The following is a 20,585-nucleotide window of genomic DNA, read 5'->3' on the forward strand; positions in this document are numbered from 1 at the left end:
TAATGAAGCAAACCCTCACGCTTGATCGTACAACGATGCTGTCACAGTCCTGAACAAGCGGTGCAACAGCCTTGGGGCGGGTGTGCGAGCAGTGATATAGTTCGCCGCTTGTTCGGCCCACTCGCCTTGCGTGCCTTCGTGGAATGCGCGTGCGTCAGAGTGAAAGGCTGCATCGAAAGGAGTTTAGATGAGTGCCGATAACGACTACGCCATCGATTTGAAGGGTGTTTCCTTCAAGCGGGGCGCGCGCAACATCTTTGATAACGTCGATATCCGCATTCCACGGGGCAAGGTCACCGGTATCATGGGGCCTTCCGGTTGCGGCAAGACGACGCTGTTGCGCTTGATGGGGGCCCAGTTGCGCCCTAGCAAGGGTGAAGTCTGGGTCAACGGGCAAAACCTGCCGGCGCTGTCGCGCAGTGACCTGTTCGACGCGCGCAAGCACATGGGCGTGCTGTTCCAGAGCGGCGCGCTGTTTACCGATCTCGATGTGTTCGAGAACGTCGCCTTCCCATTGCGCGTGCACACCGACCTGCCCGAGGAAATGATCCGCGACATCGTGCTGATGAAGCTGCAAGCCGTGGGCTTGCGTGGCGCGGTGGAGCTGATGCCCGACGAACTGTCCGGTGGCATGAAGCGGCGCGTGGCACTGGCTCGGGCCATTGCCATGGACCCGCAGATCCTCATGTATGACGAGCCTTTCGTGGGCCAGGACCCGATCGCCATGGGCGTGCTGGTGCGCCTGATCCGCCTGCTCAACGATGCATTGGGCATTACCAGCATCGTGGTGTCCCATGACCTCTCGGAAACCGCCAGCATTGCCGACTATCTGTATGTCGTCGGTGACGGCCAGGTATTGGGGCAGGGTTCGCCCGAGGAGCTGATGGCATCGGATGACCCGCGGGTGCGCCAGTTCATGAAGGGCGATCCGGACGGTCCGGTGCCGTTCCACTTTCCAGCGACGGATTACCGCGCCGATTTACTGGGGAAGCGCTGATGCGCAGAAAATCAATACTGGAGCGCGTGCGCCTGTTCGGCCGCGCGGCCATCGATATGGTGGCCGTGTTGGGCCGCTCGGGCTTTTTGCTCATGCATGCCTTGTTTGGGCGTGGCGGGGTTAAAGGCAGCTTTCAACTGCTGGTCAAGCAGCTTTACTCCGTAGGGGTAATGTCGCTGTTGATCATCGTGGTCTCGGGCATGTTCATCGGCATGGTGCTGGCGCTGCAAGGCTTCAGCATCCTGGCCAAGTATGGCTCCGAGCAGGCCGTGGGGCAGATGGTTGCCCTGACGCTGCTGCGCGAACTGGGCCCGGTGGTTACCGCGCTGCTGTTTGCCGGGCGCGCAGGGTCGGCGTTGACCGCCGAAATCGGCAACATGAAGTCCACCGAACAGTTGTCCAGCCTGGAAATGATCGGCGTCGACCCGCTCAAGTACATCGTTGCCCCGCGCCTGTGGGCCGGTTTCATCTCGCTGCCGGTGCTGGCCATGATCTTCAGCGTGGTCGGTATCTGGGGTGGCTCGTGGGTGGCGGTCAACTGGCTGGGCGTTTACGACGGCTCGTTCTGGGCGAACATGCAGAACAGCGTGAATTTCACCGATGATGTACTCAACGGCGTGATTAAAAGCATTGTGTTCGCTTTTGTTGTCACATGGATTGCTGTGTTTCAGGGGTATGACTGCGAGCCCACATCAGAAGGGATCAGCCGTGCCACCACCAAGACCGTGGTGTACGCCTCGCTGGCGGTACTGGGCCTTGACTTTATTCTGACCGCTTTGATGTTTGGAGATTTCTGATGCAAAACCGAACGATGGAAATCGGTGTCGGCCTGTTTCTGCTGGCCGGGATCCTGGCTTTGCTGCTGCTGGCCTTGCGCGTCAGCGGCCTGGCGGCCAGCCCGACCGCCGATACCTACAAACTTTATGCTTATTTCGACAATCTCGCCGGTTTGACTGTCAGAGCCAAGGTGACCATGGCTGGCGTGACTGTCGGCAAGGTCACGGCAATCGATCTGGACCGCGATAACTTCACCGGGCGGGTGACGATGCAAGTGGACAAGAGCGTGAACAATCTGCCGACCGACTCCACTGCGTCTATCCTCACCGCGGGCCTTCTGGGCGAGAAGTACATCGGGTTGAGCGTGGGCGGTGAAGACACCGTGTTGAAGGACGGTGGCACCATCCACGACACTCAGTCATCGCTGGTGCTGGAAGATCTGATTGGCAAATTCCTGCTTAACACCGTTAGCAAAGACGCCAAATGAGGAGCTACTCCATGATGTCCATTCTGCGCCGAGGCCTGCTGGTCCTTCTGGCTGTTGTGCCCCTATGGGCCAACGCCGCCGACCAGACCGCTCATGACGTGGTAGATCGCACCACCAAAGAGTTGCTGGCTGACCTGGCAGCAAACAAGGAAGAGTACAAAACCAACCCCAATGCCTTTTATGATGCCTTGAACGGCATTGTTGGCCCGGTGGTGGACGCTGAAGGCATCGCCAAAAGCATCATGACCGTGAAGTACTCGCGCAGCGCATCGCCTGCCCAGATCAAGACGTTCGAAGAGAACTTCAAGCGCAGCCTGATGAAGTTCTATGGCAACGCCTTGCTCGAGTACAACAACCAAGGTATTACCGTATCGCCGGCCAAGGATGAATCGGGCGACCGCACCAGCGTCGACATGGTCGTCAAGGGCAGCGGCGGCGCGGTCTACCCGGTGTCGTACACCTTGAACAAGGTCAATGGCGAGTGGAAAGTGCGTAACGTGATCGTCAACGGCATCAACATCGGCAAGCTGTTCCGTGACCAGTTCGCCGACGCCATGCAGCGCAACGGCAATGACCTGGACAAGACCATCAATGGTTGGGATGGAGAAGTGGCCAAGGCCAAAGAAGCTACCCAGAGCAAGAGCCAATGAGTGAGGCCTCGGTACGCGCAGGCGCGGCCGGTGAGTTGTTGCTCAGCGGCGTGCTCGACTATCGCAGCGGTTCGGCCTTGCGCAAGCAGGGCCAGGCCCTGATCAAGGCCAGTGACGCCAAGGCGTTGGTGCTGGATTGCTCGGGCGTAGAGAAGTCCAGCAGCGTCGGGCTTTCGCTGCTGCTGGCCTTTTTGCGTGATGCCATGGCCGCGGGCAAATCGCTGTCGTTCCAGGCCTTGCCCCGGGACATGCGGCAGATCGCCGAGGTCTGCCAGATGACCGAGTTGTTGGCGGCGACGTGAGCGTTGTCGTTCAGTGAAGAGCCCCTCCGTCCGAGTTCCCCCATCAGGGGTTCGCAGACGAGGGGCTTTTTTTGTATCATGGCCGACCCGCGCGCACAGGGCGCCGATCGAGGTTGATAATGCAGGCCGTAGAAGTTAAGAGCTTTCTTGAAGCACAGCTGGAAAATGTCCAGGTCGAAGTTGAAGGCGAAGGCTGCAACTTCCAGCTGAACGTGATCAGTGACGAGCTGGCCGCATTGAGCCCGGTCAAGCGTCAGCAGCAGATCTATGCTCATCTGAACCCCTGGATCGTCGACGGCAGCATCCATGCCGTCACTATGAAATTCTTCAGCAGCGCAGCCTGGGCTGAGCGCACCTGAGCCTAAAGGCGTCGAGATTCTTATGGACAAACTGATTATTACTGGCGGCGTTCGTCTTGATGGCGAAATCCGTATTTCCGGGGCAAAGAACTCCGCCCTGCCGATCCTGGCCGCCACCCTGCTGTGCGATGGCCCGGTCACGGTTGCCAACCTGCCGCACCTGCACGACATCACCACGATGATCGAGCTGTTCGGCCGCATGGGCATTGAGCCGGTGATCGACGAGAAGCTGAGCGTCGAGATCGACCCGCGCACCATCAAGACCCTGATCGCCCCGTACGAGCTGGTGAAAACCATGCGCGCTTCGATCCTGGTGCTGGGCCCGATGGTTGCCCGTTTCGGCGAAGCCGAAGTCGCGCTGCCTGGCGGTTGCGCCATCGGTTCGCGCCCGGTCGACCTGCACATCCGCGGCCTTGAAGCCATGGGCGCGGTGATCGACGTCGAAGGCGGCTACATCAAGGCCAAGGCGCCGGAAGGCGGCCTGCGTGGCGCTAACTTCTTCTTTGATACCGTTAGCGTAACCGGTACCGAGAACATCATGATGGCCGCGGCCCTGGCCAACGGTCGCAGCGTGCTGCAAAACGCCGCACGCGAGCCGGAAGTAGTCGACCTTGCCAACTTCCTGATCGCCATGGGCGCCAAGATTTCCGGCGCTGGCACCGACACCATCACCATCGACGGCGTGAAGCGCCTGGGTTCGGCCACTTACAAAGTGATGCCTGACCGTATCGAGACCGGTACCTACCTGGTCGCTGCCGCTGCTACCGGTGGCCGCGTCAAGGTCAAGGACACCGATCCGACCATCCTTGAAGCCGTACTGGAAAAACTCAAGGAAGCGGGCGCCGAGATCACCACCGGTGAAGACTGGATCGAGCTGAACATGCACGGCAAGCGTCCGAAGGCTGTGAACGTGCGCACCGCGCCGTACCCGGCATTCCCGACCGACATGCAGGCGCAGTTCGTCTCGCTCAACGCCATCGCCGAAGGCACCGGCGCGGTCATCGAGACGATCTTCGAAAACCGCTTCATGCACGTGTACGAAATGCACCGCATGGGCGCGCACATCCAGGTCGAAGGCAACACCGCTATCGTCACCGGTACCGAGAAGCTTAAGGGCGCGCCAGTGATGGCCACCGACCTGCGCGCCTCTGCCAGCTTGGTGATTTCGGCGCTGATCGCCGAAGGTGATACGCTGATCGATCGCATCTACCACATAGACCGTGGTTATGAGTGCATCGAGGAAAAACTGCAGATGCTGGGCGCCAAGATCCGTCGCGTACCGGGCTAGTCTGTTTTCGGGCGCAGGGACGCGCCCCATGAATCTGTCCAGTCGAGCCCTTTGGGGTCGGCAGTGGCCGGGCGCCGTTTGCGACCCGGCACAATCCTGAATGAAGGAAAGACGTTTTCCATGTTGACCATCGCGCTGTCCAAGGGCCGCATTCTCGACGACACCCTGCCATTGCTGGCAGAGGCGGGCATCGTGCCGACCGAGAATCCGGATAAAAGCCGCAAGCTGATCATCCCCACGACCCAGGACGATGTGCGCCTGCTGATCGTGCGTGCCACCGACGTGCCGACCTATGTCGAGCATGGCGCGGCCGACCTCGGCGTGGCCGGCAAGGACGTGCTGATGGAATACACCGGCCAAGGCCTGTACGAGCCCCTGGACCTGCAGATTGCCAAGTGCAAGCTGATGACCGCCGGTGCCATTGGCGCGGTGGAGCCCAAGGGGCGCCTGCGCGTTGCCACCAAGTTCGTCAATGTGGCCAAGCGTTACTACGCCGAACAAGGCCGCCAGGTCGACATCATCAAACTGTACGGTTCGATGGAGCTGGCGCCGCTGATCGGCCTGGCCGACAAGATCATCGACGTGGTCGACACCGGCAACACGCTGCGTGCCAACGGCCTGGAACCCCAGGAACTGATCGCAACGATCAGCTCGCGGCTGGTGGTGAACAAGGCATCGATGAAGATGCAGCACGCCCGCATCCAGGCGCTGATCGATACCCTGCGCAAGGCTGTGGAGTCGCGACACCGCGGCTGATCCACATGCGCGGCCTTGAGCCGCGCCCATCTATCCGTGTCATAGCCAGAATTCTCAGGTGCCCACGCGGATGGCTTGGTAGTCTAGCGGCGCCTGAGATTTGCTATTTTCAGCACTTGCCAACTATTGAGGCCCCGCTATGACCACGTCCACTGCAATTGCCCGACTCGACGCCACTGATCCGGACTTCGCGCGCCATCTGGATCATCTGCTGAGCTGGGAAAGCGTATCCGACGATTCGGTCAACCAGCGGGTGCTGGACATCATCAAGGCCGTGCGCGAGCGTGGCGATGCGGCCGTGGTGGAGTTCACCAACCGTTTCGACAGCATGAACGTGGCTTCGATGGCCGAGCTGATCTTGCCGCGCGAGCGCCTGGAACTGGCTCTGACGCGCATTACTGCGCCCCAGCGCGAAGCCCTGGAAACCGCCGCCGAGCGCGTGCGCAGCTATCACGAGAAGCAAAAGCAGGATTCCTGGAGCTACACCGAGGCCGACGGCACCGTGCTGGGCCAGAAAGTGACCCCGCTGGACCGCGCTGGCCTGTACGTGCCAGGTGGCAAGGCGTCGTACCCTTCGTCGGTACTGATGAACGCGATCCCCGCCAAGGTGGCCGGCGTGACCGAAGTGGTCATGGTGGTGCCTACCCCGCGTGGCGAGGTCAATGAGTTGGTGCTGGCCGCCGCCTGCATCGCCGGCGTCGACCGGGTGTTCACCATCGGTGGCGCCCAGGCAGTGGCCGCGCTGGCCTATGGCACCGAAAGCGTGCCGCAGGTAGACAAGGTGGTAGGGCCGGGCAACATCTACGTCGCCACTGCCAAGCGCCACGTGTTTGGCCAGGTGGGCATCGATATGATCGCCGGCCCTTCGGAAATCCTCGTGGTGTGCGATGGCCAGACCGACCCGGACTGGATCGCCATGGACCTGTTCTCCCAGGCGGAGCACGACGAAGACGCCCAGGCCATCCTGGTCAGCCCCGATGCCGCGTTCCTCGATAAGGTGGCCGCCAGCATCGACAAGCTGCTGCCCACCATGGACCGTGCCGAGATCATCCAGACCTCGATCAACGGCCGTGGCGCGTTGATTCACGTGCGCGACATGGAACAGGCGATCGAAGTGGCCAACCGCATTGCTCCGGAGCACCTTGAACTGTCGGTCGCCGACCCGCAAGCGTGGCTGCCGAAGATCCGTCACGCCGGCGCGATCTTCATGGGACGCCACACCTCCGAAGCCCTGGGCGACTATTGCGCGGGCCCCAACCACGTGCTGCCGACCTCTGGCACCGCGCGGTTCTCCTCGCCGCTGGGGGTTTATGACTTCCAGAAGCGCTCCTCGATCATCTTCTGTTCGCAGCAGGGTGCTTCGCAACTGGGCAAGACCGCATCGATCCTGGCCCGCGGCGAGTCGCTCAGCGCCCACGCCCGTAGCGCCGAATACCGCATTCTCGATCAAGATCAGGGAAAATGAGCATGAGCAAGTTCTGGAGTCCTTTCGTCAAGAGCCTGGTGCCGTACGTGCCGGGTGAGCAGCCCAAGCTGACCAAGATCACTAAGCTCAACACCAACGAAAACCCCTACGGCCCGTCGCCCAAGGCGCTGGAAGCCATGCGCGCCGAACTCACCGACGACCTGCGCCTGTACCCGGACCCCAACAGCGACGTGCTTAAGCACGCGGTGGCCGACTACTACGGCATCAAGACGGCCCAGGTATTTCTGGGTAACGGTTCGGACGAGGTACTGGCGCACATTTTCCACGGCCTGTTCCAGCACGACTTGCCGTTGCTGTTTCCAGACATCAGCTACAGCTTCTATCCGGTTTATTGCGGCCTGTACGGCATCGACCACGTGGCGGTGCCGCTGGACGAGCAGTTCCAGATTCGCATCGGCGACTACGCGCGGCCCAACGGCGGCATCATATTCCCCAACCCCAACGCGCCCACCGGTTGCCTGCTGGCGCTGGATGCCGTGGAGCAACTGCTCAAGGCCAGCCCTGACTCGGTGGTAGTGGTGGACGAGGCCTACATCGATTTTGGCGGCGAAACCGCCATCAGCCTGGTCGATCGTTACCCCAACCTGTTGGTCACCCAGACGCTGTCCAAGTCGCGCTCCCTGGCCGGGCTGCGCGTGGGTTTGGCCGTGGGTCACCCGGACCTGATCGAGGCGCTGGAGCGTATCAAGAACAGTTTCAACTCCTACCCCATCGACCGCGTGGCAGCGGCCGGCGCGGCGGCGGCGTTCCAGGATCGCGAGTATTTCGAGCAGACTTGCCAGTGGGTCATCGACAGTCGCCAGAAGCTGGTGGCGCAGTTGCAAGCGCGTGGTTTTGAAGTGTTGCCGTCGGCTGCCAACTTCATCTTCGCCCGCCACCCTGAGCGTGACGCAGCCGGTATTGCTGCCAAGGTGCGTGAACAGGGCGTGATCGTGCGGCACTTCAAGCAAGCACGGATCGATCAGTTCCTGCGTATCTCGATTGGCACGCCGGAGCAAAATCAGGCGTTGATCGACGCGTTGTAAGTCACTCGCCGGGCTTGTGTAGGAGCATCCGCGAAAAGCACGCAGGGGTTTCACTGATACACCGTGTCGTTGTTTTCGCGGATAAACCCGCTCCTGCAGTGGGCCGCGTGTGGCCATAAAAAAACCCGGATCATTTGATCCGGGTTTTTTTATTACTGCACTTCCTCGGTCGCCGCCGGCGCCGGCGGCGGCCGTAGCCCGACCTCGGCCGAGAGCTTCATTTCCTTGCCGTTACGCATGATGTCGATGGCAATCTTGTCATTGGGCTTGGTGCGCGCCACCTGGTTCATGGATTTACGACCGTCACCGGCCGGCTCACCGTCGATGGCCAGGATCACGTCGCCCAACTGCAAGCCGGCCTTTTGCGCCGGGCCGTCGCGGAAAATACCCGCCACCACGATGCCAGGGCGGTCCTTGAGACCAAAGCTTTCTGCCAGTTCTTGTGTCAATGGCTGTACTTCAATACCCAGCCAGCCGCGGATCACCTGGCCGTGCTCGATGATCGATTTCATCACTTCCAGCGCCAACTTGATCGGGATCGCGAAGCCGATGCCCTGGGAGCCACCGGACTTGGAGAAGATCGCCGTGTTGATGCCGGTCAGGTTGCCGTTGGCATCGACCAGCGCGCCACCGGAGTTGCCCGGGTTGATCGCCGCATCGGTCTGGATGAAGTCTTCATAGGTGTTCAGGCCCAGTTGGTTGCGGCCGGTGGCGCTGATGATGCCCATGGTCACGGTCTGGCCGACGCCAAACGGGTTGCCGATGGCCAGGGCCACGTCGCCGATGCGGATGTTGTCGGAGCGGCCAATGGTGATCGACGGCAAGTTCTTGAGGTCGATCTTCAACACCGCGAGGTCGGTTTCAGGGTCGTTGCCGATCACTCGGGCCAAGGTTTCACGCCCGTCCTTGAGCGCTACCACGATCTGGTCGGCGCCACTGGTGACGTGGTTGTTGGTCAGCAGGTAACCCTCGGGGCTCATGATTACCGCCGAGCCCAGGCTCGACTCCCAGCGCTTCTGCTTGGGCAGGTTGTCACCAAAGAAACGACGAAATTGCGGGTCTTCGAACAGCGGATGGCTGGTCTTGTTGACCACTTTGGTGGTGTACAGGTTGGCCACGGCCGGGGCGGCGATGGTCACGGCGTCGGCATACGACACCGGCCCCTGGATCACGTTGGCCGAATTCTGCGCGACCTGTTGCAGGTTGACGTCCTGGCTGGGCAGGCCGACCCATTGGGGAAAGCGCTGGATAATCAGCAGGGCAATGAGTATGCCCGTGAGTAGCGGCCAGCCAAAAAAACGCAATGCCTTGAACATTGAGCGGGATCCTGAGGGGTTGCAAGGGAGCTTGAGCATTCCACAAGGGGGAGGGGAGGCCCATAATGGGCGCCATTATACGAGCGGTTGCGCCGCTCTGAACTGCCTATTTAGGAGTCTTTTATGGCCGTTGCACTCAGCACCCTGGTAGAAGAGGCCGACCGTTACCTGGGCAGCGCCAAAATCCAGGATTATTGCCCCAACGGCCTGCAGGTGGAAGGCCGCCCGCAGGTGCTGCGCATTGTCAGTGGCGTGACCGCAAGCCAGGCCCTGCTGGACGCGGCGGTGGAGGCCAAGGCCGACCTGGTGCTGGTGCATCACGGCTATTTCTGGAAGGGTGAAAACCCTTGCGTCACCGGCATGAAGCAACGCCGCTTGAAAACCTTGCTCAAGCACGACATCAGCCTGCTGGCCTACCACCTGCCGTTGGACCTGCACCCGGAGGTGGGCAATAACGTGCAGTTGGCTCGCCAGTTGGACATTACCGTGGAGGGCCCGCTGGCCCCGGCCAACCCGCGCATCGTTGGCCTGGTTGGCTCGTTGGCCGAGCCTGTGAGCGCCCGCGACTTTGCCCGCCGCGTGCAAGAAGTGATGGGCCGCGAACCGTTGCTGATCGAAGGCAGCGAGATGATCCGACGGGTGGGCTGGTGCACCGGTGGCGGCCAAGGCTACATCGACCAGGCCATCGAGGCGGGCGTGGACCTCTACCTGAGTGGCGAGGCCTCGGAGCAGACCTTTCACAGTGCGCGGGAGAACGACATCAGCTTCATCGCCGCCGGTCACCACGCCACCGAACGTTATGGCGTGCAAGCCCTGGGCGATTACCTGGCGCGGCGCTATGCGCTGGAGCACCTGTTCATCGATTGCCCCAATCCGATCTGATGGGGGGGCAAACTTGCGGGTATATTCTTAGATTGCTTCGATCTAAGTAGCCAATTAGATAGAAGTGGTCGCTGTGATAGAGTATTCGGCTCGAACACGGCCCGAAGGCCGTCAATAACGAATGTATTTCCGTGAGTAGCCATGGTCGACAAACTGACGCATTTGAAACAGTTGGAGGCGGAGAGCATCCACATCATCCGTGAGGTGGCCGCCGAGTTCGATAACCCGGTGATGCTCTACTCCATCGGTAAAGACTCCGCCGTGATGCTGCACCTGGCACGCAAGGCGTTCTTCCCCGGCAAGCTGCCGTTCCCCGTGATGCACGTGGACACCCAGTGGAAGTTCCAGGAGATGTACACATTCCGCGATCGCATGGTCGAGGAACTGGGCCTGGACCTGCTGGTGCACGTCAACCCCGACGGCGTGGCGCAGGGCATCAACCCCTTCACCCACGGCAGCGCCAAGCACACCGACATCATGAAGACCGAGGGCCTCAAGCAGGCGCTCGACAAGCATGGTTTCGACGCCGCTTTCGGTGGTGCGCGCCGCGACGAAGAGAAATCGCGCGCCAAAGAACGGGTTTACTCGTTCCGTGACAGCAAGCACCGCTGGGACCCTAAAAACCAGCGCCCTGAGCTGTGGAACGTGTACAACGGCAAGGTCAACAAGGGCGAATCCATTCGCGTGTTCCCTTTGTCGAACTGGACCGAGCTGGACATCTGGCAGTACATCTACCTGGAAGGCATCCCGATCGTCCCGTTGTACTTCGCCGCCGAGCGCGAAGTGATCGAGAAGAACGGCACGCTGATCATGATCGACGACGACCGTATCCTCGAGCACCTGAGCGACGAAGAGAAAGCCCGCATCGTCAAGAAAAAAGTGCGTTTCCGTACCCTTGGCTGCTACCCGTTGACGGGCGCGGTGGAGTCGGAGGCCGAAAGCCTCACCGACATCATTCAGGAAATGCTCCTGACGCGAACTTCCGAGCGCCAGGGCCGTGTCATCGACCACGATGGCGCCGGCTCCATGGAAGACAAAAAACGTCAGGGTTACTTCTAAGTTAGGGTCAGACCATGTCGCACCAATCCGATTTGATTAGCGAAGATATTCTCGCTTACCTGGGCCAGCACGAGCGAAAAGAGCTGTTGCGCTTTCTGACCTGCGGTAACGTCGACGACGGCAAGAGCACCCTGATCGGGCGCCTGCTGCACGACTCCAAGATGATCTACGAAGACCATCTGGAAGCCATTACCCGCGACTCCAAGAAAGTCGGCACCACCGGTGACGACATCGACTTGGCATTGCTGGTCGATGGCCTGCAGGCCGAGCGCGAGCAGGGCATCACCATTGACGTGGCGTACCGCTACTTCTCCACGGCCAAGCGCAAGTTCATCATTGCCGACACCCCGGGCCACGAGCAGTACACCCGCAACATGGCCACCGGCGCGTCCACCTGTGACCTGGCGATCATCCTGGTCGATGCCCGCTATGGCGTGCAAACCCAGACCCGCCGCCACAGCTTCATCGCCTCCTTGCTGGGCATCAAGCACATCGTCGTCGCCATCAACAAGATGGACCTCAAGGGGTTCGACGAGGGTGTGTTCGAAGAGATCAAGGCCGACTACCTGAAGTTTGCCGAAGGCCTGAAACTCAAGCCTTCCAGCCTGCACTTCGTGCCGATGTCGGCCCTTAAAGGCGACAACGTGGTTAACCGCAGCGAGCGCTCGCCGTGGTACACCGGCCAGTCGCTGATGGAAATCCTGGAGACCGTGGAAGTGGCGGCCGACCGCAACCTCACCGACCTGCGCTTCCCGGTGCAGTACGTGAACCGGCCGAACCTGAACTTCCGTGGTTTTGCCGGCACCCTGGCCAGCGGCGTGGTGCACAAGGGCGATGAAATCGTCGTGCTGCCGTCGGGCAAAAGCAGCCGCGTAAAATCCATCGTCACCTTCGAAGGTGAACTGGAGCACGCAGGCCCGGGCCAGGCCGTGACCCTGACCATGGAAGACGAAATCGACATCTCCCGTGGCGACCTGTTGGTGCATGCCGACAATGTGCCGCCGGTGACCGACAGCTTCGAAGCCATGCTGGTGTGGATGGCCGAAGAGCCGATGCTGCCGGGCAAGAAGTACGACATCAAGCGCGCCACCAGCTACGTGCCGGGCTCCATCGCCAGCATCGTGCACAAAGTCGACGTCAACACCCTGCAGGAAGGCCCGGCCAGCTCGTTGCAGTTGAACGAAATCGGCAAGGTGAAGATCGCCCTGGACGCTTCCATCGCCCTGGATGGCTATGAAAGCAACCGCACCACCGGCGCATTCATCATCATCGATCGCCTGACCAACGGCACCGTCGGCGCCGGCATGATCGTCGCCCAGCCATTGGCCCATGGCAACGCCACGCACCACGGCAAGTTGGCCCACGTAGCCACCGAGGAACGTGCCCAGCGCTTCGGCCAGCAACCGGCCACCGTGTTGTTCAGCGGCCTGTCGGGCGCTGGCAAAAGCACCCTGGCCTACGCGGTGGAGCGCAAGCTGTTCGACATGGGCCGTGCGGTGTTCGTGCTGGATGGCCAGAACCTGCGCCATGACCTGAACAAGGGCTTGCCGCAAGACCGCGCCGGGCGCACCGAAAACTGGCGCCGCGCGGCTCACGTCGCCCGTCAGTTCAACGAAGCCGGCCTGCTGACCCTGGCCGCCTTCGTGGCCCCGGACGCCGAAGGCCGCGAACAGGCCAAGGCCCTGATCGGCACCGAGCGCTTGATCACCGTCTACGTGCAGGCCTCGCCCCAGGTGTGCCGCGAACGCGACCCACAAGGCTTGTACGCGGCCAATGGCGACAACATCCCGGGTGAGTCCTTCCCGTACGATGTGCCGTTGAACGCGGACCTGGTGATCGACACCCAGAGCTTGTCGCTGGAAGACAGCGTGAAACAGGTGCTGGACGTGCTGCGCAAGCGTGGCGCGATCTAACGGTTGGTGGTTGTGAAAAGAACCCGCTGCTCGTGAGAGTGGCGGGTTTTTTATGTTGGCGCTCTTGGCGAGAAGCGCTAGATACTGGGCAGTTCTTTGAAAACGAGTGTTTCGACCTGAAGTTCTGCATCGTACTGCACGATGAGTGTGACATGACGTGCTTCTGTCACTTGATAAGTAAAAGAGTCCCAGCCACCATTTTTCCCTACGGGTTCAGGCAATTGTTCGGGTCCGTGTTGGTCCAGTGGCTCTCCGAGTGTTCTTCGAGTGCCTTCTTGATCTTTAAGGGCTCTAAGGTCAGGTAGGAGTTCTTCTGTGTAGGGGGTGTCGTTCGGTAATGCCGATTTGATGGTGACAAAGATTTTTTTCAGTTGTTTGGTTTCTGAGTTGAAGTTTAACTCAAGGCCAGGCTCGGCCTCTAAAAAATCAATTTCGCTTTCTGGAAAAATGCCCTGGATTGGAGTCGTTGCGATAATTTCATTTTTTGTAATGGTTTCATAGGTAAGACCAAGTGACTCTACCAAGGTTCTTAATTTTTCAGCTTTCATCAGTATAGTCCTTGAGTTTTGGCTAGGCGGTGGAGGTTTTCTCTTGCTATCTCGATTTCGATTTCGCGCATGCCATAATCGAGTAAGGCAGGCTTTAGGGCGTTTATATTGCTGTTGACGGCATTTTCCAAATTGGAAGCATCTAGCGCGATTCTTTCTTTTGAATTCCTTCCCCCATAGGTTTCACTAAATTTCTGATGAATTTCTCTAGGGATAGCCATGGCGGGCGCGTAGTCCAGTATTTTCTTGATCTTTTTAGATGAGTAATCTGGGAATTTTGATCTCAGAAAGCTCTCTACCGCTCTTCTTGCAGCTATGTGGTCAATGTCGAAACCATCCCTGATGCTTCTAGCTGCTAGCTCACGATATGGGCCTACCTCGCCCGCTTGAATAGGATGCTTGGAAAATACCAGTAAAAGTGGTTCTATGCCAGACTCGGAGGGAAATACTATGATTGTGGAAAGAAAGTCCGCTATAGAAATTTCCGGAAAAGGCATAATAAGCGGATTTTCAATTTCACCATTACTTCCGAGAATACTGGTGTCTAGGATTGCCTCAATAGGTAGTGGGCTTGGAGATATAGCATCGGCTCCCGGTGCGTCGGCTGGGCTCCAAGTAAAAGTTCTCGGTGGAGACTCTAGTGCAACGCTGTACGAGATTTTTGTTGGGTCAGGCTTGGCGGTTACTATCTTCACTGCTGGAGCAATTAACTGGTCCGTAGGGCGTATAACGAGTAAGCGTGTTTGTGTTTGTGTTTTTTCTGGTATTAGGGTGTAAGGAAGTTGTATCGTTTCATTCGTTTTTGCTTTTTCTAGTAAGTCACTTCCGGACATTGGTAAAAAATCAGCTAGTGGTAAAGCCACGGATACATGAGTGTCTTCTTTAGCTAAGGCGGCAGGCCAAGCAAGGGCTACAACGCCGACGACCGCGCCAAGGATGACGAGGGGGGAAGCTAGCGCCCCAGTTCCGACTGCCAGCCCTGCAATTGCGGTTCGGACAGCGAGTCGTAACGCTAATGTCGCCGCCTCGTTTGAAATAACCCCGGGGTGTGCTGATACGCTAAACGTCGCCGAGCCGATTGATGTACGTGTAAACCGATAGCTATTCTGCGGAAGAGCTGCCACCGTTCTTAGGTGAGCTCGTTGTGCTTCTTTTTGCAGAGCAATTTGCCGAAACCCCAGCTCTGCTGGTTGGTTGCTTCCTTCCTGTTCGGTAGTGGTTTTTTGCTTCTGTCGTGCGGCTTCTTCGGCCTGCTGTTGTGCAGCTTGTCGTGCGGCTTCTTCGGCCTGCTGTTGTGCAGCTTGTCGTGCGGCTTCTTCGGCCTGCTGTTGTGCAGCTTGTCGTGCGGCTTCTTCGGCCTGCTGTTGTGCAGCTTGTCGTGCGGCTTCTTCGGCCTGCTGTTGTGCAGCTTGTCGTGCGGCTTCTTCGGCCTGCTGTTGTGCAGCTTGTCGTGCGGCTTCTTCGGCCTGCTGTTGTGCAGCTTGTCGTGCGGCTTCTTCGGCCTGCTGTTGTGCAGCTTGTCGTGCGGCTTCTTCGGCCTGCTGTTGTGCAGCTTGTCGTGCGGCTTCTTCGGCCTGCTGTTGTGCAGCTTGTCGTGCGGCTTCTTCGGCCTGCTGTTGTGCAGCTTGTCGTGCGGCTTCTTCGGCCTGCTGTTGTGCAGCTTGTCGTGCGGCTTCTTCGGCCTGCTGTTGTGCAGCTTGTCGTGCGGCTTCTTCGGCCTGCTGTTGTGCAGCTTGTCGTGCGGCTTCTTCGGCCTGCTGTTGTGCAACCTGTCGTGCGGCTTCCTCGATCTCGGCCAGTTGAATTGCGGATTCAGTTGCCGTTAATTTCGACGTCAGGTATTCAATGTAACTAGTATAGGTTTTTGCAGCGTATGCCGCATTCAAGGATAAAGCGCGAGCTGTTTCGAAGTCTATAGGTCGTTGGTTGCTAGCGAATGCTAACTTTACATGATCTGGCCAGCTTTTTTGAATGGGATCGCTGCCGAAAAAAATATTAGCTCGAGAGTGTGCCTCTTGGAGTTGGGTTTTATAGGATTGTATGGCGTTATTTAGAAGTTCCTTTTGCGTATTAAGTCCGTTGACGCTGTTATTTATCTGGTTTTCTGGGAAGGGGCTTGCAAGCTCGGTTAGTACAGTGTCGGGAAATCGCTTTATGTCACTTTCAAAGGTTAAATTTAACTCAGTTAGTTGCTTTTGATATTGTGCAAATATGTATAGCATTGGGCCGGCGCTTTTTGTGAGGTGTTTTGCAGCGCTAAATTGCGAGTGGCTGGGAGGAGTAATGCTTAACACTGCAGGGAACGGCAAGCGCAACGGGCCTCGAGTAATATCTTGGCCTCCTAGAGTAGTGTCTATATTTTTGTTTGGTATTTCGGGGGGCGGGCTCCGGTGTAATGATGGTTTCTGCAAGTTCGATGGGTGGTGGTTGTTGAGTCATACAGTTCTCCTTGATCTGTAAGCTCATATTCCTGTTTTATTTTTTTGGATTATGTCAGTCGTTTCGAGGTGTGGGGTAGGATAGTTCCCATAAAATAAGCAGTATGTGTGATTTTTCCTGCAAATATATTCCTGTGGTAACCTGCCTATCCTTGTCAGTCTTTTTGAGTGGTTCGTTGGCTGGAATGGTTGGAGTTTGATGTCGCGCATTGAATGGAATGTATAGGTGCTCAGGAGGCAAATATTTTAGTTAATGAAAATATCTCGAGTAAGTCCTTCCCGTACGATGTGCCGTTGAACGCGGACCTGGTGATCGACACCCAGAGCTTGTCGCTGGAGGACAGCGTGAAACAGGTGCTGGACGTGCTGCGCAAGCGTGGCGCGATCTAACGGTTGGTGGTTGTGAAAAGAACCCGCTGCTCGTGAGAGTGGCGGGTTTTTTTATGGTTGCGTGTAGGCAGCCCTGGCGGGGCCTACCATTGGCGCAAAAAAAAAGGGCCCGAAGGCCCTTTTTCAAACAACGATCATTACTTGCGCTTCAACCCATAATGCTCATCGAGCATCCCCGGCGAATTCGGGGTCTTGGGCGCGTAGTCGCGTGGTGGCTCGCTGTCGCGCGGTGGCGTCAGGCGTTCGCGTGGGCCGGCCGGGTCTGCGTGCAGGGCGGCGATCAGGCGTTGGCGGGTCAGTTCGTCCAGGGCCAGCTGGTTGGCGCCCTCGGCGAGGTGGTCCTGCACTTCCTGGTAGCTTGCGGTCATTTTCTTGACCAGGTTGGCGGTGGTGTTGAAGTGGGTGACCACGTCATTCTGGTAGCTGTCGAAGCGTTCCTGAATGTCGTCCAGCTGGCGCTGGGTGCTGCTGGGGGCGGCGTTCGGGACGAGGCGAGCGACAAGGAAACCTACGACCACGCCCACGACCAGGGCAATTGTCGGCAACAACCAAACTAAGAGCGAGTGTTCCACGAGTCCTTCCTCTATAAACGGCTTTGCTTTACGTTAACGGCTCTAACCTGCGCTGTATACCGCGAGCAATCGCAAATATTTCAGACAGAATCTTTCGACTAGACGAGTCGACCCTTTTTGAGGTCACGGAGTTCACCCTTGCTGATCCGCGAAACCCCGGTTTTCATCGATGGCCCAGTCGGCCAACTCGAAGCCCTTTATCTGGATGTAGCCGATGCCCGCGGCGTCGCCCTGATCTGCCACCCCAACCCCGTGCAAGGCGGCACCATGCTCAACAAGGTGATCTCGACCCTGCAGCGCACCGCCCGTGACGCGGGCCTGATCACCCTGCGTTTCAACTACCGTGGCGTGGGCGCCAGTGCCGGCAGCCACGACATGGGCAGCGGTGAAGTGGATGATGCGCAGGCCGCTGCGGCCTGGCTGCGCGCGCAACATCCCGAAATGCCTTTGACGTTGCTGGGTTTCTCCTTTGGCGGTTTTGTCGCGGCCAGCCTGGGCGGTCGCCTGGAAGCGGCCGGGCAGGGCGCTGAAAAACTGTTCATGGTGGCCCCGGCCGTGATGCGCCTCGGGGGTGAGAATAGCCTGCCACTGGGTGGTGTGCTCACGGTGATCCAGCCCGAAACCGACGAGGTGGTCGACCCTGCACTGGTTTACGAATGGTCCGACGCACTGCAGCGCCCCCATGAGCTGCTGAAAGTGGCAGAATGCGGACACTTTTTTCACGGCAAGCTGACTGACCTGAAAGATTTGGTCCTGCCGCGCCTTTCGAACTGATTGCAGCCGATAAGAATCTAGCCATGACCACTCGTATCCTGACCGGTATCACCACCACCGGCACGCCGCACCTGGGTAACTACGCCGGCGCCATCCGCCCGGCCATCGTTGCCAGCCAGCACAGCGATGCCGATTCGTTCTACTTCCTGGCGGACTACCACGCCTTGATCAAGTGCGACGATCCGCTGCGTATCCAGCGTTCGCGCCTGGAAATCGCCGCGACCTGGCTGGCCGCCGGCCTGGATGTGAACCGGGTGACCTTCTACCGCCAGTCCGACATTCCGGAAATCCCCGAGCTGACCTGGTTGCTGACCTGCGTTGCTGCCAAGGGCCTGCTCAACCGCGCCCACGCCTACAAGGCCTCGGTGGACAAGAACGTCGAGACCGGCGAAGACCCGGATGCCGGCATCACCATGGGCCTGTACAGCTACCCGGTGCTGATGGCCGCCGACATCCTGATGTTCAACGCGCACAAGGTGCCGGTCGGTCGCGACCAGATCCAGCACGTGGAAATGGCGCGTGACATTGGCCAGCGCTTCAACCATCTGTTCGGCCAGGGCAAGGAATTCTTCGTGATGCCCGAAGCGCTGATCGAAGAGTCGGTGGCCACGTTGCCGGGCCTGGATGGGCGCAAGATGTCCAAGAGCTACGACAACACCATCCCGCTGTTCACCAGTGCCAAGGACATGAAGGAGGCGATCTCGCGCATCGTCACCGACTCCCGTGCCCCGGGCGAAGCGAAAGACCCAGGCACCTCGCACTTGTTCACCCTGTACCAGGCGTTCGCCACCAAGGCCCAGGCCGAAGAGTTTCGCGGCGAACTGCTGCAGGGTATTGGCTGGGGTGAGGCCAAGCAGCGCTTGTTCCAGCTGCTGGACACCGAGCTTGCCGAGAAGCGCGAGCGTTACCACCAGTTGATCGCGCGCCCTGCAGACCTGGAAGACTTGCTGCAGGTAGGTGCCCAGAAGGCTCGTAAGGTGGCCACGCCGTTCCTCAACGAACTGCGCGAAGCCGTGGGCCTGCGTTCGTTCCGCGAGCAAGTACAGGTGAGCAGCGCTGCCAAGAAGAAAACCGCCAAGGCCGCGCGCTTTGTCAGCTTTCGTGAAGACGACGGCAGCTTCCGCTTCCGCCTGCTGGCCGCTGATGGTGAGCAACTGTTGCTGTCGCGCAACTTTGCCGATGGCAAGGCTGCGGGCGCGGCCACCAAGCAACTGCAAAGTGGTGCGGCGCTGGATGTGCGTAGCGAAGGCAATGGCTTCACGGTATGGCTGGCGGATGCCTGCGTGGGCGACAGCCCTGAGTTCGCCGATGCGCCTGCCCGTGACGCGGCCATCGAGGCGTTGAAGCTGGCGTTGCAACCTCAACAGGACTAATGCGACCAACTGTCGCAAGTCTAATTGCCATAACCCAGGGTCGTCGTTACAGTGACGGCCCGTTTTTGTTGCCTTGCTAACGAATATGACGCCCCTAGAACGATACCAAGCAGATCTCAAACGCCCCGAATTCTTTCATGACGCGGCGCAGGAAACGGCGGTACGCCATTTGCAGCGCCTGTACGACGATCTGATCGCCGCGCACAACAGTAAGCCGGGCGTGTTCGGCAAGCTGTTCGGCAAGAAGGAACAGACGCCGGTCAAGGGCCTGTACTTCTGGGGTGGCGTGGGCCGTGGCAAAACCTACCTGGTAGACACCTTCTTCGAAGCGCTGCCGTTCAAGGAAAAGACCCGCACGCACTTCCACCGCTTCATGAAGCGTGTGCACGAAGAAATGCGCACCCTCAAGGGTGAGAAAAACCCGCTGACGGTGATCGCCAAACGCTTCTCCGACGAGTCGCGGGTGATCTGCTTCGACGAATTCTTCGTCTCCGACATCACCGACGCCATGATCCTGGGCACGCTGATGGAGGAGCTGTTCAAGAACGGCGTGACCTTGGTGGCAACCTCCAACATCGTGCCAGACGGCCTGTACAAGGACGGCCTGCAGCGCGCGCGCTTCCTGCCGGCCATTGCGCTGATCAAGCAGAACACCGAGATCGTCAACGTCGACAGTGGCGTGGACTACCGCCTGCGTCACCTGGAGCAGGCCGAACTGTTCCACTTCCCGCTGAACGAAGCCGCCGCGCAAAGCCTGCGCAAGAGCTTCAAGGCGCTGACCCCCGAGTGCACCCAGGCGGTCGAGAACGACGTGCTGATGATCGAGAATCGCGAGATCCGTGCGCTGAAAACCTGCGACGACGTGGCCTGGTTCGACTTCCGCGAACTGTGCGACGGCCCGCGCAGCCAGAACGACTACATCGAGCTGGGCAAGATCTACCATGCGGTGTTGTTGAGCGGCGTGGAGCAGATGAGCGTGACCACCGACGACATCGCGCGCCGGTTCATCAACATGGTCGACGAGTTTTACGACCGCAACGTGAAGCTGATCATCTCGGCCGAAGTGGAGCTCAAGGACCTGTACACCGGTGGGCGGCTGAACTTCGAGTTCCAGCGCACCCTGAGCCGGTTACTGGAAATGCAGAGCCATGAGTTCCTGTCGCGCGCCCACAAGCCCTGAGAGCTGCCTGTAG

20 protein-coding genes and 1 pseudogene are annotated in these 20,585 nt (G+C 59.1%); 17 read left to right on the forward strand and 4 right to left on the reverse strand.

Going from position 1 to position 20,585, the window contains the following annotated elements; all coding sequences use genetic code 11:
- Window positions 1-187 precede the first annotated feature (187 nt).
- The 10 genes from L9B60_RS16475 to hisC all read left to right on the forward strand — a co-directional run bounded on the left by L9B60_RS16475 (window position 188) and on the right by hisC (window position 8,127).
- Window positions 188-997, forward strand: coding sequence for an ATP-binding cassette domain-containing protein (locus tag L9B60_RS16475; protein WP_249671716.1), 810 nt, complete (start codon window positions 188-190; stop codon window positions 995-997).
- Window positions 997-1,794, forward strand: a complete 798-nt coding sequence (gene mlaE, locus L9B60_RS16480) for a lipid asymmetry maintenance ABC transporter permease subunit MlaE (RefSeq protein ID WP_249671717.1) — start codon at window positions 997-999, stop codon at window positions 1,792-1,794. The genes L9B60_RS16475 and mlaE overlap by 1 nt, the downstream gene beginning before the upstream one ends.
- Window positions 1,794-2,261, forward strand: a complete 468-nt coding sequence (gene mlaD, locus L9B60_RS16485) for an outer membrane lipid asymmetry maintenance protein MlaD (RefSeq protein WP_249671719.1) — start codon at window positions 1,794-1,796, stop codon at window positions 2,259-2,261. The genes mlaE and mlaD overlap by 1 nt, the downstream gene beginning before the upstream one ends.
- An 11-nt stretch (window positions 2,262-2,272) precedes the next feature.
- On the forward strand, window positions 2,273-2,911 hold the full coding sequence (locus L9B60_RS16490; protein ID WP_249671721.1) for an MlaC/ttg2D family ABC transporter substrate-binding protein: 639 nt from the start codon (window positions 2,273-2,275) through the stop codon (window positions 2,909-2,911).
- On the forward strand, window positions 2,908-3,213 hold the full coding sequence (locus L9B60_RS16495) for an STAS domain-containing protein (protein ID WP_249671722.1): 306 nt from the start codon (window positions 2,908-2,910) through the stop codon (window positions 3,211-3,213). Before L9B60_RS16490 ends, L9B60_RS16495 begins: the two co-directional genes overlap by 4 nt.
- 119 nt (window positions 3,214-3,332) lie before the next feature.
- Window positions 3,333-3,572: a BolA family protein gene (locus tag L9B60_RS16500; protein WP_249671724.1), complete on the forward strand. Its 240-nt coding sequence runs from the start codon at window positions 3,333-3,335 to the stop codon at window positions 3,570-3,572.
- A gap of 22 nt (window positions 3,573-3,594) precedes the next feature.
- Complete coding sequence (gene murA, locus L9B60_RS16505) at window positions 3,595-4,860, forward strand: UDP-N-acetylglucosamine 1-carboxyvinyltransferase (RefSeq protein ID WP_249671731.1); 1,266 nt, start codon at window positions 3,595-3,597, stop codon at window positions 4,858-4,860.
- Between the two features lie 120 nt (window positions 4,861-4,980).
- Window positions 4,981-5,616, forward strand: coding sequence for an ATP phosphoribosyltransferase (hisG, locus tag L9B60_RS16510; protein WP_249671737.1), 636 nt, complete (start codon window positions 4,981-4,983; stop codon window positions 5,614-5,616).
- A 139-nt stretch (window positions 5,617-5,755) separates the two neighbouring features.
- On the forward strand, window positions 5,756-7,081 hold the full coding sequence (gene hisD / locus L9B60_RS16515; protein ID WP_249671738.1) for a histidinol dehydrogenase: 1,326 nt from the start codon (window positions 5,756-5,758) through the stop codon (window positions 7,079-7,081).
- Between the two features lie 2 nt (window positions 7,082-7,083).
- Entirely contained in the window at window positions 7,084-8,127 is a 1,044-nt protein-coding gene (gene hisC, locus L9B60_RS16520) for a histidinol-phosphate transaminase (protein WP_249671740.1), read from the forward strand.
- Window positions 8,128-8,279: 152 nt separating this feature from the next.
- Here the strand turns inward: hisC and algW are convergent, their stop codons facing one another.
- The gene (gene algW / locus L9B60_RS16525) at window positions 8,280-9,443 is read right to left on the reverse strand and encodes a Do family serine endopeptidase AlgW (protein ID WP_249671741.1); all 1,164 of its coding nucleotides are present in this window, start codon (window positions 9,441-9,443) and stop codon (window positions 8,280-8,282) included.
- Between the two features lie 123 nt (window positions 9,444-9,566).
- Here algW and L9B60_RS16530 point away from each other — a divergent pair, with 123 nt between their 5' ends.
- The 3 genes from L9B60_RS16530 (at window position 9,567) to cysN (ending at window position 13,297) form a co-directional block, all read left to right on the forward strand.
- Window positions 9,567-10,325, forward strand: coding sequence for a Nif3-like dinuclear metal center hexameric protein (locus L9B60_RS16530; RefSeq protein WP_249671743.1), 759 nt, complete (start codon window positions 9,567-9,569; stop codon window positions 10,323-10,325).
- Window positions 10,326-10,466: 141 nt separating this feature from the next.
- Complete coding sequence (gene cysD, locus L9B60_RS16535) at window positions 10,467-11,384, forward strand: sulfate adenylyltransferase subunit CysD (protein ID WP_249671747.1); 918 nt, start codon at window positions 10,467-10,469, stop codon at window positions 11,382-11,384.
- 14 nt (window positions 11,385-11,398) lie between these two features.
- A complete protein-coding gene (gene cysN / locus L9B60_RS16540; RefSeq protein ID WP_249671749.1) occupies window positions 11,399-13,297 on the forward strand; it encodes a sulfate adenylyltransferase subunit CysN in 1,899 nt (632 codons plus the stop codon).
- 77 nt (window positions 13,298-13,374) lie between these two features.
- Here cysN and L9B60_RS16545 read toward each other — a convergent pair whose 3' ends face one another.
- Complete coding sequence (locus tag L9B60_RS16545) at window positions 13,375-13,845, reverse strand: DUF6392 family protein (protein WP_249671751.1); 471 nt, start codon at window positions 13,843-13,845, stop codon at window positions 13,375-13,377.
- The gene (locus L9B60_RS16550) at window positions 13,845-16,160 is read right to left on the reverse strand and encodes an S-type pyocin domain-containing protein (protein ID WP_249671752.1); all 2,316 of its coding nucleotides are present in this window, start codon (window positions 16,158-16,160) and stop codon (window positions 13,845-13,847) included. The genes L9B60_RS16545 and L9B60_RS16550 overlap by 1 nt, the downstream gene beginning before the upstream one ends.
- Before the next feature lie 378 nt (window positions 16,161-16,538).
- Between L9B60_RS16550 and L9B60_RS30735 the strand changes: the two are divergent.
- Window positions 16,539-16,673, forward strand: a pseudogene (locus tag L9B60_RS30735) (hypothetical protein); the annotation flags it as partial.
- 137 nt (window positions 16,674-16,810) lie between these two features.
- On the opposite strand, the gene L9B60_RS16555 reads toward L9B60_RS30735, so the two are convergent.
- On the reverse strand, window positions 16,811-17,245 hold the full coding sequence (locus tag L9B60_RS16555) for a Z-ring associated ZapG family protein (protein ID WP_249671753.1): 435 nt from the start codon (window positions 17,243-17,245) through the stop codon (window positions 16,811-16,813).
- A gap of 138 nt (window positions 17,246-17,383) precedes the next feature.
- Here L9B60_RS16555 and L9B60_RS16560 point away from each other — a divergent pair, with 138 nt between their 5' ends.
- The 3 genes from L9B60_RS16560 to zapE all read left to right on the forward strand — a co-directional run bounded on the left by L9B60_RS16560 (window position 17,384) and on the right by zapE (window position 20,572).
- Window positions 17,384-18,019, forward strand: a complete 636-nt coding sequence (locus L9B60_RS16560; protein WP_249671755.1) for an alpha/beta hydrolase — start codon at window positions 17,384-17,386, stop codon at window positions 18,017-18,019.
- Window positions 18,020-18,042: 23 nt separating this feature from the next.
- Window positions 18,043-19,392, forward strand: coding sequence for a tryptophan--tRNA ligase (locus L9B60_RS16565; protein WP_249671756.1), 1,350 nt, complete (start codon window positions 18,043-18,045; stop codon window positions 19,390-19,392).
- An 85-nt stretch (window positions 19,393-19,477) separates the two neighbouring features.
- Window positions 19,478-20,572 (forward strand): cell division protein ZapE, encoded by a 1,095-nt coding sequence (gene zapE, locus L9B60_RS16570; RefSeq protein ID WP_249671763.1) that lies wholly within the window; start codon window positions 19,478-19,480, stop codon window positions 20,570-20,572.
- Window positions 20,573-20,585: the final 13 nt, after the last annotated feature.

The organism is Pseudomonas abieticivorans (genome assembly GCF_023509015.1).
Lineage (GTDB): Bacteria > Pseudomonadota > Gammaproteobacteria > Pseudomonadales > Pseudomonadaceae > Aquipseudomonas > Aquipseudomonas abieticivorans.